This window comes from Spirosoma luteum DSM 19990 (assembly GCF_000374065.1).
Classification (GTDB): domain Bacteria; phylum Bacteroidota; class Bacteroidia; order Cytophagales; family Spirosomataceae; genus Spirosoma; species Spirosoma luteum.
Genome location: NZ_KB893257.1, coordinates 21158 through 37063 on the forward strand (window position 1 = coordinate 21158; position 15906 = coordinate 37063).

The 15906-nt window shown below is 50.1% G+C and carries 18 protein-coding genes; 7 read left to right on the top strand and 11 right to left on the bottom strand.

Annotation, left to right across the window (positions count from 1 at the left end; translation table 11 throughout):
- Positions 1-20: 20 nt before the first annotated feature.
- From argC to B156_RS29160, 3 genes are all read left to right on the top strand, one after another.
- Positions 21-1004: an N-acetyl-gamma-glutamyl-phosphate reductase gene (gene argC / locus B156_RS0113075; RefSeq protein ID WP_018620173.1), complete on the top strand. Its 984-nt coding sequence runs from the start codon at positions 21-23 to the stop codon at positions 1002-1004.
- Between the two features lie 13 nt (positions 1005-1017).
- Positions 1018-1530, top strand: coding sequence for a GNAT family N-acetyltransferase (locus B156_RS0113080; RefSeq protein ID WP_018620174.1), 513 nt, complete (start codon positions 1018-1020; stop codon positions 1528-1530).
- Positions 1531-1602: 72 nt separating this feature from the next.
- The gene (locus tag B156_RS29160; RefSeq protein ID WP_018620175.1) at positions 1603-1971 is read left to right on the top strand and encodes a hypothetical protein; all 369 of its coding nucleotides are present in this window, start codon (positions 1603-1605) and stop codon (positions 1969-1971) included.
- A gap of 62 nt (positions 1972-2033) precedes the next feature.
- On the opposite strand, the gene B156_RS0113090 is transcribed toward B156_RS29160, so the two are convergent.
- The 8 genes from B156_RS0113090 to B156_RS32160 form a co-directional block, all read right to left on the bottom strand.
- On the bottom strand, positions 2034-3497 hold the full coding sequence (locus B156_RS0113090) for a gluconokinase (protein ID WP_018620176.1): 1464 nt from the start codon (positions 3495-3497) through the stop codon (positions 2034-2036).
- Positions 3498-3517: 20 nt separating this feature from the next.
- A complete protein-coding gene (locus B156_RS0113095; RefSeq protein ID WP_018620177.1) occupies positions 3518-4348 on the bottom strand; it encodes an amidohydrolase family protein in 831 nt (276 codons plus the stop codon).
- 99 nt (positions 4349-4447) lie between these two features.
- Positions 4448-5305: a fumarylacetoacetate hydrolase family protein gene (locus B156_RS0113100; RefSeq protein ID WP_018620178.1), complete on the bottom strand. Its 858-nt coding sequence runs from the start codon at positions 5303-5305 to the stop codon at positions 4448-4450.
- Between the two features lie 414 nt (positions 5306-5719).
- A complete protein-coding gene (gene sufB / locus B156_RS0113105) occupies positions 5720-7213 on the bottom strand; it encodes a Fe-S cluster assembly protein SufB (RefSeq protein WP_018620179.1) in 1494 nt (497 codons plus the stop codon).
- A gap of 281 nt (positions 7214-7494) precedes the next feature.
- On the bottom strand, positions 7495-7884 hold the full coding sequence (locus B156_RS0113110) for a hypothetical protein (RefSeq protein WP_018620180.1): 390 nt from the start codon (positions 7882-7884) through the stop codon (positions 7495-7497).
- Entirely contained in the window at positions 7874-8125 is a 252-nt protein-coding gene (locus B156_RS0113115) for a hypothetical protein (RefSeq protein ID WP_018620181.1), read from the bottom strand. The genes B156_RS0113110 and B156_RS0113115 overlap by 11 nt, the downstream gene beginning before the upstream one ends.
- 76 nt (positions 8126-8201) lie before the next feature.
- On the bottom strand, positions 8202-8411 hold the full coding sequence (locus B156_RS29165; protein ID WP_018620182.1) for a hypothetical protein: 210 nt from the start codon (positions 8409-8411) through the stop codon (positions 8202-8204).
- A gap of 257 nt (positions 8412-8668) precedes the next feature.
- Positions 8669-9223, bottom strand: a complete 555-nt coding sequence (locus B156_RS32160; protein ID WP_018620183.1) for an outer membrane beta-barrel protein — start codon at positions 9221-9223, stop codon at positions 8669-8671.
- On the opposite strand from B156_RS32160, the gene B156_RS32165 reads away from it, so the two are divergent.
- The 3 genes from B156_RS32165 (at position 9222) to B156_RS0113135 (ending at position 11751) form a co-directional block, all read left to right on the top strand.
- Positions 9222-9515 carry a hypothetical protein gene (locus B156_RS32165; RefSeq protein ID WP_018620184.1) on the top strand — a complete coding sequence of 98 codons (294 nt, stop codon included), beginning with the start codon at positions 9222-9224 and terminating at the stop codon, positions 9513-9515. The two genes, B156_RS32160 and B156_RS32165, sit on opposite strands and share 2 nt — an antisense overlap.
- Positions 9516-9866: 351 nt before the next feature.
- Positions 9867-10673 (top strand): alpha/beta fold hydrolase, encoded by an 807-nt coding sequence (locus B156_RS0113130; protein ID WP_018620185.1) that lies wholly within the window; start codon positions 9867-9869, stop codon positions 10671-10673.
- 109 nt (positions 10674-10782) lie between these two features.
- Positions 10783-11751 (top strand): zinc-binding alcohol dehydrogenase family protein, encoded by a 969-nt coding sequence (locus tag B156_RS0113135; RefSeq protein ID WP_018620186.1) that lies wholly within the window; start codon positions 10783-10785, stop codon positions 11749-11751.
- Positions 11752-11861: 110 nt separating this feature from the next.
- Here B156_RS0113135 and B156_RS0113140 read toward each other — a convergent pair whose 3' ends face one another.
- Both B156_RS0113140 and B156_RS0113145 read right to left on the bottom strand, forming a co-directional pair.
- Positions 11862-12857: an MBL fold metallo-hydrolase gene (locus B156_RS0113140; protein WP_157627030.1), complete on the bottom strand. Its 996-nt coding sequence runs from the start codon at positions 12855-12857 to the stop codon at positions 11862-11864.
- A 107-nt stretch (positions 12858-12964) separates the two neighbouring features.
- The gene (locus B156_RS0113145; RefSeq protein ID WP_018620188.1) at positions 12965-13615 is read right to left on the bottom strand and encodes a peptidoglycan DD-metalloendopeptidase family protein; all 651 of its coding nucleotides are present in this window, start codon (positions 13613-13615) and stop codon (positions 12965-12967) included.
- Positions 13616-13881: 266 nt separating this feature from the next.
- Here B156_RS0113145 and B156_RS0113150 point away from each other — a divergent pair, with 266 nt between their 5' ends.
- Positions 13882-15378, top strand: a complete 1497-nt coding sequence (locus tag B156_RS0113150) for a peptide MFS transporter (RefSeq protein WP_018620189.1) — start codon at positions 13882-13884, stop codon at positions 15376-15378.
- 6 nt (positions 15379-15384) lie between these two features.
- On the opposite strand, the gene B156_RS0113155 is transcribed toward B156_RS0113150, so the two are convergent.
- A complete protein-coding gene (locus B156_RS0113155; protein ID WP_018620190.1) occupies positions 15385-15645 on the bottom strand; it encodes a hypothetical protein in 261 nt (86 codons plus the stop codon).
- Between the last annotated feature and the right edge of the window lie 261 nt (positions 15646-15906).

A 15906-nucleotide genomic window follows, 5' to 3' on the forward strand; every position in this document is an offset into this window, starting at 1 on the left:
GGGGCGGTTAGACACTACATATGGAAACAATAAATGTGGGTATCATAGGCGGAGCAGGCTACACCGGTGGGGAGCTGCTTCGTATTCTTATCAATCACCCGTTTGCAAAGGTCGCTTTTGTCCACAGCAATAGTCAGGCGGGTAAGCCCGTGTGGGCCACGCACACAGATTTGCTGGGCGATACCGACCTCACTTTTTCAGACACATTACCAACTCTGGATGGGGATGACTTACCCGTCGATGTTATCTTTCTCTGCTCGGGTCATGGGGCATCAGTTACGTTCATGGCCGAAAACGACGTATCCGACAATATCGCCGTCATTGACCTCAGTGCCGATTTTCGGAGCGAGAACGAAGATTTCGTGTATGGCCTGCCCGAACTAAACCGGGAGCGGATTCAGGAATCCATGCGAATTGCCAACCCCGGCTGCTTTGCCAGCAGTATCCAGCTGGCCCTGCTGCCACTGGCCAAAGCAAGCTTACTGACCCATGATGTACAGGTCAGTGCCATTACGGGTAGTACAGGTGCTGGTCAGGCTCTGGTGCCAACCACTGGCTTCACGTGGCGAAACAATAACGTATCTATTTATAAAGCGTTCTCCCATCAGCATCTGGCCGAAATTCGCCAGAGCCTGACCCAGCTCGACCCTGATTTTAAGGCGGCTATCAACTTTGTACCGTACCGGGGTGATTTTACGCGGGGCATCATGGCCAATGTGTACACGCCCTATGCCGGAACGCTGGACGAAGCAAAGCAACTATACCGGGCATATTATGAAACGCATCCGTTTACGCACGTCAGCGACGCACCGGTGGATGTAAAGCAGGTGGTGAACACCAATAAATGCCTCCTGCATTTGGAAGTACACGACGGTCAACTACTCATTACCAGCGTAATCGACAACCTGACCAAAGGTGCATCGGGCCACGCCGTACAGAACATGAATCTGGTTTTTGGACTGCCGGAAGATACGGGACTGCGATTGAAAGCCGTGGCGTTTTAAGCCGTTGCAAACCATGCTCGAAACCGACCGCCTGCTCATCGATGAATTTACGGTCGATGATGCGCCTTTCATGCTGGCGCTGTTGAACATGCCTGCCTGGCTCGAATTCATCGGCGACCGGGGCGTACGAACGCTGGAAGATGCTCATCAGTATATCCGGAACAATCCAATAAGCAGTTACAGGCAGTATGGGTTCGGCCCCTACGCCGTCCGGCTAAAAAGTAATAATGCCCCTATTGGCATGTGTGGACTACACCGACGAGCGTTTCTGCCCGATATTGATATTGGTTTTGCCTTTCTACCGGACTATGCCGGGCTGGGGTATGGCTATGAATCGGCCTCGGCATTGATTGAGTACGGGCGGGATGTGCTGGAATTTACGCGTATTACAGGCATTACCAAACCAACTAACGCAAATTCGATTCGCTTGCTCGAAAAGCTGGGCCTGCGTTTCGAGAAAGATATACACTTCGGGACAAATACCGATGAAAGCCTGCTATTTGGTATGACTTTGGCGAGACCCTAATGATACGGGTGAAGAAGAATTTTTCAACCCTTCTGGTTGCAAGGGAATCCAATAGGTAAAAAGACTCACGATATGATGAATTTCACCACATCCATCTGCTTTATTTTGTGTCTGATAATTACTTTGCTGGCGTGTAAACAAGAGGAAGCTCCTGCCTGCACGTATCCTCATCAAATAACCTTAGATTCAGGGTGCTATACCGGTACTGGCCTGATCGTAACAGCATCTGATTTTGGCACCTCTCCTTCGTTGTTTGAGTGGACAATCATAGCGCTAAAAGACACTACAGGGGCATCAGGCTGGACACCCAAAGATGTAAAAATAGTCAGGAGTGCGTCAGAAAAATTTACGATACCCGATAGTCTGGCGAGTAACTATCAGCGGGTAATTGTAAAAGCAGCCGCCACTAACTGTGGAGATGCGCTCAAACATTCCAACTAGTACGCGTTCGTCAAAAAGAAATATACAAACTGCATTAGCTGGATTCCCCAAAATCAATAACTCTACAGCTTTTCTACTTCCTGCTGCCACTTCTTAAATTCTGCCCGATACAATGTATACCGGGCTAAATCAGGTTGAAAGATATCGCCAAAGGCAATGCGTTCGGCGGCTTCATCCAGTGTTTTCACCAGGCCGATAGCCTTCATAGTCAGTAGAATAGCCCCCATCGATCCGCTTTCGTTGCTGGTGTTTAGCCGAACTGGCACGCCGGACATATCGGCCAGCATCTGCACCCACAGTGTCGATTGAGCGAAGCCACCGTTAGCATGAATGACCCGCGCGGGGCCGGTGTAGTCTTTTAATAGCTCGTTGATGCTCAGTAAATTAAATAGAACGCCTTCCAGGGCAGACCGGATAAAATGTGCCCGCGTATGTTGCCAGTCCACATGCAGATAAGCTCCCCGCACCGAAGCATCCCACAACGGTGCCCGCTCACCCTGCAGATAGGGCAGGAATAATAACCCATCTGAACCGGGGTCTATTTTAGCCGCTTCTTCGAGTACGGTTACGGTATCCAGCAGCGTGAGTTTTTCGGCTACCCACTCCAGCACGTTGCCTCCGTTGTTGGTTGGCCCGCCCACAGCGTAGTAGCCTTCATCCAGAAAATAACAGAACAACCGGCCTTTGGCATCCCGCAGGGGTTTGCGCACCGTCTGACGAATGGCTCCGCTCGTTCCAATGGTCAGTGTGGCCGTCCCTTTTTTGATGGCTCCCGCACCCAAGTTAGCTAGACAACCGTCTGACGCACCAATCAGCAATGAAACACCCACAGGCAATTCAGTCTTGTCTGTTTCGGGACGGGGCTGGTACGTTCGCAGGTGGGTAGTGGGAACGGGAGTGGATAACTGATCGGGCCGTACCCCAGCGTAGGTCATCGCCTTCTGGCTCCATTGCCGCTTCTTTTCATTGAACAGGCCCGTTGCCGTAGCAATGGAGAAGTCCACCTCAAATTCGCCCGTTAGTTTATGCCACAAAAACTCTTTGATGGAGCCAAAACGGGCCGTCCGGTGGAGCAAACGGGGGTCGTGTTCGCGTAGCCAGGCCAGTTTGCACAGAGGAATCATGGGGTGAATGGGCGTGCCTGTTTCCTGATAAATGGCTTTGCCCAGTTTGGTCTGCGTAACCCGTAAAGCACTGGCCTGTGATTCGGCCCGGTTGTCGGACCACAGAATAGCATTGCCCAGTGGCGTTCCGTCGGCATCCATCGGTAACAAACTGTGCATGGCCGTACAAAACGTAACGTGCGTAATCGCATGACCACCTTTGGCTACTTCCTGGCTGATTTCGGAAATGACCTGCACAAAGGCCGACCAGATTTTGGCCGGGTCCTGTTCGGCGTAGCCTGGTTCAGGATGAAGCGTGGTAACGGGAGCCGATGCGTGCGCCAGAATCTGGTTCAGATCGGGCGGCATAGCCAGGGCTTTTACGTTGGTCGTACCGACGTCAACGCCAACGAAGCAATTCATAGAAATAGGTTTATTGACGACTAGATACCCAATTGGTAAAAGGATGCCGCGTTTTCTCCAAATACCTTCGCCCTAACGTCGTCACTCCAGGGCGACAGATAATCATCGACCAGCGTTTTTACCTGTGTGTAATCAGCCGCTACCAGGCAAACCGGCCAGTCGGAACCGAACAGCAGCCGGTCGGGGCCAAAGTGTTCGAAGGCTACATCCAGATACGGGAAAAAGTCTTTTTTGCTCCAGTTCTGCGAGTCGCCTTCCGTCACCATCCCCGATAGTTTACACGAAACGTTCGCGTTTTTAGCCATTTCTGCCATAAAATTCGACCAGCGATTGATTTCACGTTTCGTTATGTAGGGCTTAGCCAGATGGTCAATTACGAAGTTGACTTCCGGCACGGCGCGTACCAGATGCAGTGCCGCTTTGAGTTGGCTGGGGTAAATCAGAATGTCGTACGTCAGGCCGAAATGGGCTAACTGACGGATACCCCGTACTACCGCCGGACGGTTTAGGAAATCGTCGGGTTCGGCCTGCGCTACGTGCCGGTACCCTTTGATGGCTTTGTACTGCGAAAAGTATTCCAGCCGCTCCGCTACTGTTTCTGACTGCAAATCGACCCAGCCAACTACCCCTTTTACGATGTCGTATGTTTGGGCCAGGTTGACCAGAAATTTCGTTTCTTCCTCGGACTGTGAAGCCTGAACGGCCACACACCCATCAATGCCATTCTGAGCCAGCACCGGCTCCAGGTCGGCAGGCAGAAAATCGCGCTGGATACTGACCATATCGTCCGTAATCCAATTGTCCCGGACTGGGTCAAAATGCCAGAAATGCTGGTGAGCGTCAATGGTCATAATAATGTTGGCTGATTGAGTGCTAGAATGATTGACCAGGCTGGCGTGAACAGTTGCTTAATTTGACACATCAGCCTGGTCAATCAATCTAGCACTCAATTACTGATAACTAACGGCTGTTTGTTTTTGCTTACCTAATCCCTCGATATACAATTCAACCACGTCGCCGGGCTTTAGGTAACGTTGCGGTTTTAGTCCCAGCCCCACACCAGCCGGTGTACCCGTCGAAATAACATCGCCGGGCAACAGCGTCATAAACTGACTGATGTAGCTAACCAGCGTCGGGACATTAAAGATCATATCGTCGGTGTTGGAGTTCTGCAACTCTTCACCATTGATGCTGAGACAAAGGTTCAACGCGTTGGGGTTTTCTACCTCATCTTTCGTCACCAGGTACGGGCCCAGGGGTGCGAAGGTATCGGCACTTTTTCCTTTCACCCACTGCCCACCTCGCTCAATCTGCCACGCCCGTTCACTATAATCGTTATGCACGGCATAACCGGCTATGTAATCAAAGGCGTCGTCCAGTTCAACGTAACTGGCCCGCTTGCCAATGATAATAGCCAGTTCCACCTCCCAGTCGGTTTTTTCGGAGCGTTTCGGGATAACCACGTTATCATCCGGCCCGCAAAGCGCTGTAGTTGCTTTGAAGAACAAAATAGGTTCTGTTGGGCTGGGGGCATTTGTTTCAGCCGCATGTTTGGCGTAGTTCAGACCAACGCAGACAATCTTGGATGGCCGTTTGATGCACGGGCCAAACCGTTGGTCGGGAGCAATTTCGGGACAGGTATGCGCGTGGGATTCCAGCCAGTGGGCCAGCCGGTCGGGGCCGTTGGCTGCAAAGAAAGACTCGTCATAATCTTCCCCAAAATGGGTCACGTCAATGTGTTTGCCGGTGGTGGGTAGTACGACGCCAGGACGTTCGTGGTCGGGCGGGCCGAAGCGAAAGAGTTTCATAAACTTGTATTCAGGTTTTTGATAAAAGGGTAAGGGGGAATGTTTTTAACTATATCCCACGGTTATTCATGGGTAGGTGAAAAAATAAAAGCCTCTGTTCGCAGAGGCTTAAAGGTAGGTAAAATCGTACACGAGACTGACAGCAGGTTACTCTCTCTATTTTTTTTGGACTAATTTTTCTTCTGGTTCTACTTGGCTTCAGTTCCTGTTTTAGATGTGCATGCCGGAATACTCTTTTTGTGAAAGTTTCTCTGCTTTACAACCGAAATCTTTCCGGCACAAGCTATTTCCTGCGCTTTTGTACTTTTTCGGCAGATGTCATTCGTTTCTCTTGTCTCGCTTCAACAGAAAACTCGCTAAAAAAGCCCCGGCATCTCTTACCGGGGCTTTACTCTAAGAAGAAAATTCTGTCTATTACCCGACACTACCTTCCAGACTAATGGCCAGGAGTTTCTGCGCTTCTACGGCAAATTCCATGGGAAGCTGCTTCAGTACCTCTTTGGCATACCCGTTGATGATAAGGGCTACAGCCTGCTCCATTGGAATACCGCGCTGGTTACAGTAAAACAACTGATCTTCGCCAATTTTCGATGTCGTTGCTTCGTGCTCTACCGTAGCCGATGGGTTACTCACCTCCAGATACGGGAAGGTGTGCGCTCCGCATTTGTCACCCAGCAAAAGTGAATCGCACTGGGAGTGGTTACGGGCGTTTTCGGCCCGTTTCATCACCTGCACCAACCCACGATACGAGTTCTGGCTTTTGCCCGCCGATATTCCTTTCGATACAATCCGGCTCTTCGTATTTTTACCGATGTGGACCATTTTGGTGCCTGTATCGGCCTGCTGCATGTTGTTGGTAACGGCCACCGAATAAAACTCACCGATGGAGTTATCCCCTTTCAAAATGACTGACGGGTATTTCCAGGTAATGGCAGAGCCGGTTTCTACCTGCGTCCACGATATTTTGGCATTCGCCCCTTCGCAGATACCCCGCTTGGTTACGAAGTTATAAATACCGCCCTTGCCGTCCTTGTCGCCCGGATACCAGTTCTGTACCGTCGAGTATTTGATTTCGGCGTCGGCCATGGCAATCAGTTCTACTACAGCCGCATGGAGTTGATTTTCGTCCCGCATGGGGGCAGTACAACCTTCCAGATAACTCACGTACGACCCTTCGTCGGCCACAATCAGTGTCCGTTCAAACTGACCGGTACCAGCCGCGTTGATGCGGAAATAGGTAGAGAGTTCCATGGGGCAACGGACGCCTTTCGGAATATAGCAGAACGAGCCATCAGTAAACACAGCCGCGTTCAGAGCCGCAAAGTAGTTGTCTTTTGCCGGTACAACGGAGCCTAAATACTTCTTGACCAGTTCCGGATGCTCGTGAACGGCCTCCGTAATGGAACAGAAAATAATGCCGCGTTCGGCCAGATCTTTCTTGAAGGTGGTAGCTACCGAAACAGAATCCATAACAGCGTCGACTGCCACGCGGGGCCGCTCGCCGGGTCGTGGCTCATCGTCCAGGTTGTCTACCACGCCGGTCAGCCGTTTCTGTTCGCTGAGCGAAATACCAAGCCGGTTAAACGTATCGATTAGTTCGGGGTCAATTTCATCGAGTGAGTTAACCGTCTTTTTCTGCTTTGGAGCCGAATAGTATTTGATGGCCTGATAATCAATTTTGGGGTAACTAACGTTGGGCCAATGGGGTTCGGTCATTTCCTGCCACATACGGAAGGCTTTCAGGCGGTTTTCCAGCAGCCAGTCGGGTTCGTTTTTCTTGGCAGAAATAAAACGAATGGTACTTTCATCCAAACCCACTGGAGCCTCATCGGCTTCAATGATGGTCTCGAATCCGTATTTATATTCGGAGTTAGTTATGCTTTCTAAAATGTCAGCGTCCTTGCTCATAGTCTCGGTTAAGTAGCTGGCTTTTTTACGCCATGCCGCTCTATTTTTAACAAGTTAAGGGATGGGTACGTTCCTGCCATATTGGACAAATATCGTAAAGTTTCCGTTGTTTCGGGCAACGTCGGCCGGATTACCCCTGCGTAGTAACAAATGAGGTTTTACCGGATAGCATGGCTCTGGCCCATGCTGCTATCTGGTAAAACCCCGTCACGAACTTATTTGTCAATTAATGATAGGCGGTTGTAGTAAGGTCTTTGAACTGGTTGAGAGTCGGCCAATACCTACCGGAAACGACTTCTTCCCGGCGAATCCAGCCCGCGTAGCGCGAGGTAAAACGCAACGACATAAATCAGTTGGTTACCAGCACCAGACCAGTCTTCTTTCAGGGTTGTACCGAACAGGAGAAGACTCATAAGTACGCCACCCAGCAGATAGCCCCACTTGCCAAACTGACCACCGACCAGAATAAGGACACCAATGGCCAGTTCGATAAACGGAAGAGTGAACAAAAATGCTTTTGTCAGGAGTGGCGGCAGGAGTGTGTTGGCGAAACCAGCCCCTGTTTTGGCGACAAAAGCGTTTAGTTTGGGAATGCGCACCAGACCGTGCATGAGCATGTTGATGCCCAGTCCGATACGAATCACCAATTGTGCCAGTTGATTATTGGACATTTTTCTCGTCAGCTTCGCTCTCTTCTACGGCTCCCTCCGCAAGGACATCGTCATTTACTCCGTCCCTCTCTTCGTCATTCACTTCTTCCTTGATTGGCTCCGGCCCTTGCGCCGTTACTGGATTCATGCGCTCAACCTGCGAAACGCCCGGCGTCGCTACTTCAGCCTGAGCCATCAGTTGAACTACACCCTGGTTATCATCATTGGCAGGGTCGTAATTCTTGTTGCTAGCCGTATTCATATTTTTTATGGATAAGAGTTTACATCTACACGCATCCCAACCGGGTCACATGACTGCTTGTTGCGTAGTTATCGTTCTAATAGGTAGGCTCGCTGGTTGGCTCACCCTCTTCATCAATTGGTTTATCACTGAATACATTCTCCTCCGTTTCCGCGGACTCTTCCTCGTCACCGTCGGTTGAAGGGGAGGAATCCTGATTCCGAAAAATGTCGGGACTAATCCGACTCATCCTCGAACCAATTCGGCTGGTGTCGGGTAGCAGCAAATCATCCTGGCGTGTTGTCATCGTAGTAGCTGTTAGGTTTACCGTTGATAACTCGGTAAACCAGTGAAAGGTTAGACTTGGCTTGTCGACTGTAAAGTAGCGTATACTTTTCTAATCAGTGAAGACGCTTTTTAGCAACTTAACGTGTCTGCGTTCCCTGCCGGTCGGCTGGGTTGTAATGCCGTGTGGTGGAAACGCGGGTTGCTTCGCTTACGGGACGCTTATAATAAAACAGGCCACCTTCGTTGGAAGGTGGCCTGTTTTATTCGTCAAAAAAATTAGAAACGGAAGCCGAGGTTTACCGCGATAAGGCGACGCTTGGTATCAGCGCCTTCAAATACGTTCTGTAAACCAATGTTATACACCGCATCGAGCGTTAGTGGCCCAAGGTTGATACCCGCACCAAGCAAGCCGCCCAGGATAGTCCGGCGAATATCATCATCGTTAATGCCAAACTGATTGTTTGGATGACGTATTAATGTTGACAACTCGGCACCTGCCTGTAAGCGCAGACCAAGGGCACTACCAACACGTACACCGACGTAGGCAGGGATGGCTATGAATTGCTGGTCGATCTGACCCCGTATCTGACCAGCTGGCTGCGTAGGTTGACCAGTGCCGTTCCGTACTAAATTCGAGGTAGATGTACGGTACTCTAAGCCTATCTGACCAAAGATGGTACCGGCCGACCGTCCGTAAACGCCAATCTGATACCCTGCCCGGAATGCGCCATCAGGAATGGGTTCGTTGACGAAGCGCGAGAAGTTCACCCCGGCATAAACACCGAATTTCCCGTCTTTATCGCCCAGAGCCTTATCATTGGATTTGCCCATGTTAACATCACCTGTGGTAGTAGGGGTGTTGTTACTCGTAGTGGTGGTGGTCGTGGTCGTGCCGTACGATGGCGAAGCCATGCTGTTCGTTGTAGTACCCGAGCTGTTTGTTGTGCCGGTACCCATTGTAGCGTTGCTGTTGGACCTACCCGATGCATTAGAACTGTCAGCAGTGGTGGTTGGCGTTGTGCCGTATGTAGCACTCGTCGTAGTAGTTGACGATGTGTTTGTGGTGGTCTGGGCAGTTGCCAGACCAGTACCCAGCAGACAGACTGCCAGTAGCGAAACGTGAGTTTTCATCATTTTGTGTTTTTTTCGTTGAGTTGTACAAAAAAATATGGAATTGAAATTACACCCGCTTAACAGGATAGGAGTCGATATTGTTTTTGACTGGTCTAAATTTTTAGTCAGAATTCGATTCGTATGGACAAAAAGTTGCACTACAATTTAAAGCTGATACTGGCGCTCTGGCACTACCACCCATTAAAACCCCGTTCCGCTAACTGCATCATTAAAGCTGTAGGATAATCCTGAACACTCAGCACAGGCAGTTATTGACAACCAGGGCGCTCCACAAAACAACAATTAAATTCAAGTACATCTTTGAGTAAATCGCCGTTCTTTTGTGGTATATCTCTATTATATGTCTCGATTAATAAACACAATTCTGCTACAGGTCGGTCTGCTGCTTACCTTCTGTGCGAGTGCGCAACCCGCCCGCGCCCCTTTATTTATCTCATTCGACGGGACCCGGATTCATTACGATATTTTAGGGGAGGGTAAACCGGTCGTGTTGCTGCATGGCTTTATTTCCAATAGCGAGAGCTGGAAACGCGCGCCCGTCCGTCAGGCACTGGCCGATGCTGGTTTCAAGGTTATTACGCTCGATTTACGGGGAAATGGCCTGTCCGATAAACCGCACACCGCCGAAGCCTATGAGCGTAATGCGGAGTTGAAGGATGTGATGTCGCTCATGAAGTTCCTGGGTGTAGACACGTATGACGTAGTGGGTTATTCCCGTGGGGCCATCCTGACCGCCAAACTGCTGACGATGGACAAGCAGATACACAAAGCCGTGATGGGGGGGATGGGCCTCGACTTTTCGGACCCGAACTGGTATCGGCGCAAAAACTTCCACGAAGCCCTCACTAAACCGGGCAGCCATCCCGAACTCCAGTCAGCGGTTGACTACGCCAAAAAATCGGGAGCCGATACCGTTGCCCTGGCCCGAATGCAGGAATTTCAACCCGTTACCACGCCGGAGGAACTGGCAAAAATAACCGTGCCCGTGCTGGTAGTCAACGGCGATAAAGATACAGATAATGGCGAACCCAAAGCCCTGGTAGATGCTATACCCGGCGCTAAACTGGTTATCGTTCCGGGCGACCATGGCGGGGCTATGCGCACCCCCGAATTTGCAAAAGCCGTTGTCGACTTCCTGACAAAGTAGTCTGATGGGTTAGCCCACATTACTGAACGTATCAACTGCCCAGATGGCAATCCGTACTTTATACCAGACCATTTGTTTCCCTTCTTAACGCATTGACCCGTATGTGCTGATGAAAGCTGCCGTTATCTATGAGCCCGGTTCTCCTGAGTCATTTGTGCTGGAGGACCGCCCGATTCCTACCCCTAACAAAAGTCAAGTGTTAGTTAGGGTAAAAGCGTTTGGCCTGAACCGATCCGAACTAATGACCCGTAAAGGCTACTCGCCCAACGTTCAGTTCCCACGCGTGCTCGGCATTGAGTGCGTGGGTGAAGTAGAAAATGATCCGTCTGGCGAGTACCCCAAAGGTCAGCCGGTTATGGCGTTAATGGGCGGCATGGGCCGGGACTTCGACGGTAGCTACGCCGAGTACACGGTATTGCCCAAAAGCCTGTTGCATCCTTTCCAGAGTGCCCTTCCCTGGGAAACGCTGGGAGCAATACCGGAAATGTTTCAAACCGCCTATGGCTCTCTGCACCCGGCGCTGGGTATTCAGTCCGGCGAAACGCTGTTGATCCGCGGAGGCACATCGTCGGTTGGGATGTTAGCGGGTCAATTGGCCAGTCTGGCGGGCCTAACCGTGCTGGCTACTACGCGCAACCCGGCTAAAGAGCGGGCATTACGGGACAATGGTGCCACACACGTGCTGATTGATACCGGCAAGCTACCTGAGCAAGTGCGGGCTATTTTCCCGCAGGGAGTCGATAAGGTGCTGGAATTAGTAGGCACCTCTACCCTGCACGACTCACTGAGTTGCCTTAAACCCGGCGGCACCGGCTGCATGAGTGGTATGCTGGCCGAGAGCTGGACGATCCCCGATTTTGCTCCGATGGAATTTATCCCCGCTACGGTCCGGCTCACCACCTACGACAGTGGTCAGGTTACGAGTCCGACGGCCGTTTTTCAGGACTTCGTCCATCAGGTAGAAGCGGGGCAGGTGAAACTGGCCCTGAGTCAAACGTTCACCCTAGATCGGATTGTGGAGGCACACCATATTATGGAGCATAATCAGGCAGCCGGTAAGCTCGTTGTCCTTCCCTAATCGATACCGCCATAGTTCAACCATCTCTAACTATTCGCCGAGAACCGTTTCTTGCCAGCCCAGGCCACAAAGCTGGATAAAGATCGGCTGATTAGACTGATAGCTGAAGTCTAGTTTGGCTTCAGTGGAGTGATAATAAACCTGTCTAAAACAACCCGACGAGGTATGTTGCCTATGTTTTTTAAGGTTTTATTCAATAAGTTGAGATCCTTCGTTTGCAAGGGAAGTACTTGCTCATCGGGCTGGAAAGTTGTGCCCGTGGCATAGTCCAGTCCGGGCGTTTTTGTCATTTCTATATGATTGCCCAAAAGATAAGATACGGGATGAGTGTTTGCAAAATCAGTTAATCGCTGCATACTCAACGTATACGCTTGCCAGTCCCGAATGTATAAACGGCCGGGATAAACACTGTCGCCCGATAGTAAAAGCTTAGTTTGATAGTCATACAGGGCAATGGAGGATTTATCATGACCGGGAATGGGGATGACATCAATCAGTCTGTTGCCTAAATCAATGGCGCCCGTGGTAGTCGGCCAGGTTTGAATGTTGAAAAAAGAGGCAACATCAGCTACTGCTTTTCCGACAACAGTGGTTTTAGGCTTGTTGATGAACTGACTATCAGCCGCAATATGGTCTCCGTGGGCGTGGGTATGCGCAACAAGCAATTCTACGTTACGGCCTTTGGCCTGTTCCCACTGGCCGACTAGTTTCCGAACGGTCTGGTACAACGGAAACTGGGTGGAATCCGCCGTAGCGCCCGTATCCATTAACAACGCTTTTTTATCACCCAGAAACAGGAATAGGAAAGGGGCTTCGTAGTTAACGCACTTATTCTGCCGTAAAATCCAGGTGCTCGGGTTAAGTTGAACCACTTGAATAGGAGGGTCCTGGTTACGCTGGCAGTCGGCTGAGCCATGAATCCAGGCTATTCTGGCCGGGTTTACAAGACTTTTCTGACTGGCACAGGAAGGCAACAGCAGGAACAATGCCCAGATTAACAGGGCCATTATGCAGGCCTTCCAGAATGGGTAATCACGAACACAGGCAATACGGCCATAACGGTTGATTACGGGTAGTACGTTAGTTCGTTGACTTGGGTAGCTCAATGCTTTCTGTGATTTTGTTGAAGCAAAATAAACCGAAAACAGGCCAGAAGAGGATAATAACCATCAACTTTCCTCATGCCTGTCCGGACCTGGAAAACGCGCGTCGCTCATGCGGGTTGGCGTAGTCCCGGAATATCCAGCAATTCATTTGGGTTGGGGCAAATGGCCAGAAACCGTTCCCGGTCGGCAAGGGAGCAGACACCGGGAAAATCTCCCTTCAGGCCGAGCATATCCGTCATGAGTTGAAAATGAAGGTGCGGAGGCCAGTCGCCGTTTTCGGGGTAGGGGCCGATTTCGGCTATTTTTTCTCCTGCGCTTATTTTTTTTCCCGGGCGCAACCCTTCCAGCGACTGGCGGGTCAGGTGGCCGTAGAGACTGTAAAGCGGTTTGCCGTTCCGCTCATGTTCCAGAATAATGGTTGGTCCATAGTCACCAAAGTTTGCGTTGTCCTGAAAACTATGGACTACGCCTTCCAATGGGGCAAAAACGGGCGTTCCGGCTTCCGCCCAAAAATCGATACCGAGGTGAATCTGCCGGGGTGCTTCGTCTGAATTAAAGTGTTTGCTCCGGCGGTAAATCGTTCGGTGCTCGTTGTAGCCTCCTACGCCCATCTTTGCGCCGGCGGTCTTCAACTGGCCAAATACATACTCCGTGAAAACAGCCGTATCAGTTAAGTTGAGCGTAGCCAGGTCAGGATTACCGGCCGAAAAGTCAAGAAAAAGGTACGGGTCTTTCTGGAAATCGAACGGAAGCAGCATTTGTAATGGGTAAGTACAGTAACAGACGTATAATCGGCAAATAAACAATAAGTATTGTGGGTTTTCCAAAGCTACAAACAGAGCCCGTTTAAATTTATCGCTTTAGGCTATAAACAGTTCTACTACTTTCAGTGAGTTGCGGGTATTCAACCCGGTTCCCCAATGAACGAACCTTGTGGCTTTGGGATGTTGCCGGTATATTTACCACTACTTTATTCGTTTATATCACGCTACCCGTCAACAAACTACCTGCTTAACCTAACTTTATGGAAGCTGCTATTGAAAAGCCCAGTGCCAAAACAGGCCACCCAACCGGTCTCTACGTCTTGTTTTTTACCGAGATGTGGGAACGGTTCAGTTATTACGGGATGCGGGCCATTCTGCTGCTGTTCCTGATCGACAACGTTCGGGGGGGGATGGGGCTGAACGAAACGGAGGGAGCGGCCATTTACGGGATTTACACGGCCTCTGTTTACCTGCTTTCGCTGCCCGGTGGCTGGATTGCCGATAACCTACTGGGACAGCGAAAATCCATCTGGTACGGCGGTATCATCATCATGGTGGGGCACATTATATTGGCCTTTCCGGCGGGAACCACTCTATTTTACCTGGGTCTCTGCGTAGTAGCCCTCGGAACGGGTCTGTTAAAACCGAATATCAGCACAATCGTCGGCGAATTGTACCCGGAAGGCGGGGCGCGTCGGGATGCCGCTTTTTCCATTTTTTACATGGGTATTAACCTGGGCTCCTTTCTGGGTATTACCATTGTTGGCTATCTGGGTCAGAAAGTAGGCTGGCATTACGGGTTTGGAGCCGCTGCGGTTGGCATGGGCCTGGGGCTGATTACCTTTAGACTTTTAGGGCAACGGCATTTGGGCCAGTACGGAAATATACCCGTTAAAGCGGAGTCTACGAATGATAAGGTGCCCGGCAGCAACACGCCAATGATTGCTTTTCTGGCTGGATTGGTGATAATCCTGACGGTGCTGCAACTAACCAGCGTCATTGATATGACAACGGCTCAGGGGCTGGCTAAAGCGATGGGTATTATCATTGCGCTGGTGGCCATCGGTTATTTTGCGTATATCCTGTTGGGTGGAGGATTAACAACTGTTGAAAAAAAGAGGGTCGCTGTCCTGTTCGTTTTTTTTCTGGCGGCTGCTTTGTTCTGGGCAGGTAATGAACAGCAAGGCTCATCTCTACAGATTTTTGCCGACCGTTACACCGACCTGAACTTCTTTGGCTGGGAAATGCCATCGAGTTGGTTTCAGAATTTCAACCCGGCTTTTATTCTCCTGTTTTCGCCCGTACTGGCTTCGCTATGGATTTTTCTGGCGAACCGAAAACTGAATTTTTCGGTGCCCGCTAAATTAGCCACTGGCCTTATTTTACTTGGTCTAGCTTACGTCGTTATGGTTTTTGCTGCTAGACTAGCCCTGACTGGTACCCGTACATCGGCTCTCTACCTGACGTTCACGTACTTATTCTTCACGCTGGGCGAGTTATTCCTAAGTCCGGTGGGGCTGAGTTCATTTACCAAACTGGCACCAAAACGCTTCGCAAGCCAGTTGATGGGTATCTGGTTTGTAGGCACCTCGCTGGGAAACTTAATTGCCGGCTTGTTTGCCGGTGGGTTTGATGAAGAAAACGTACAGCAAATGCCTGCTCTTTTCCAAAGTGTAGCCTACTTTGGCTTAGGTGCTGGCATCATCATGCTACTCTTCGCCAGGCCCCTGAAAAAATGGATGGGTGGCGTTGAATAAGAGAAACTAATACATAGACTTAATAACCAGTTCTGGATTAGCCTGTTCGTATTCCCGAATGGAAATTGCTCCTTCGTCGGTTAATTGGTAGTAGGTCGATTCGGTACCATCTTTATCGCTCGCGCTAATCAGGCCAATATTCAATAGCCCCATCGTGTAATAGTTGACCATCAGGTGGTCAAACGTTGTCCTCTTCGTTAATTGATTGTACGTGCCCCGATGCTGTGAAGCCATCAGAATACTGTACTGGGCAAATGTGATAAACATGTTCGTCAATTGATTAAATAATAGGAATAATACAACTATCAGCGAAATCCGTGCCTTTTTTTAGTAAAAATAGAGCCAGTGAGCAACCAGATTACAGTAGCATAAGTTGATTGTTAAACATTTTGTTACTATATAGTCTATTATTTTACTTATTGGCCTTTGCAGTCTCTTATGGACTCGTAATCAATCTGTTAGAGTTGGTAGGGTGTTATTGACGCACAACTAAATAACGATTTTTGTGTGACCTACTGAATTTCTTTA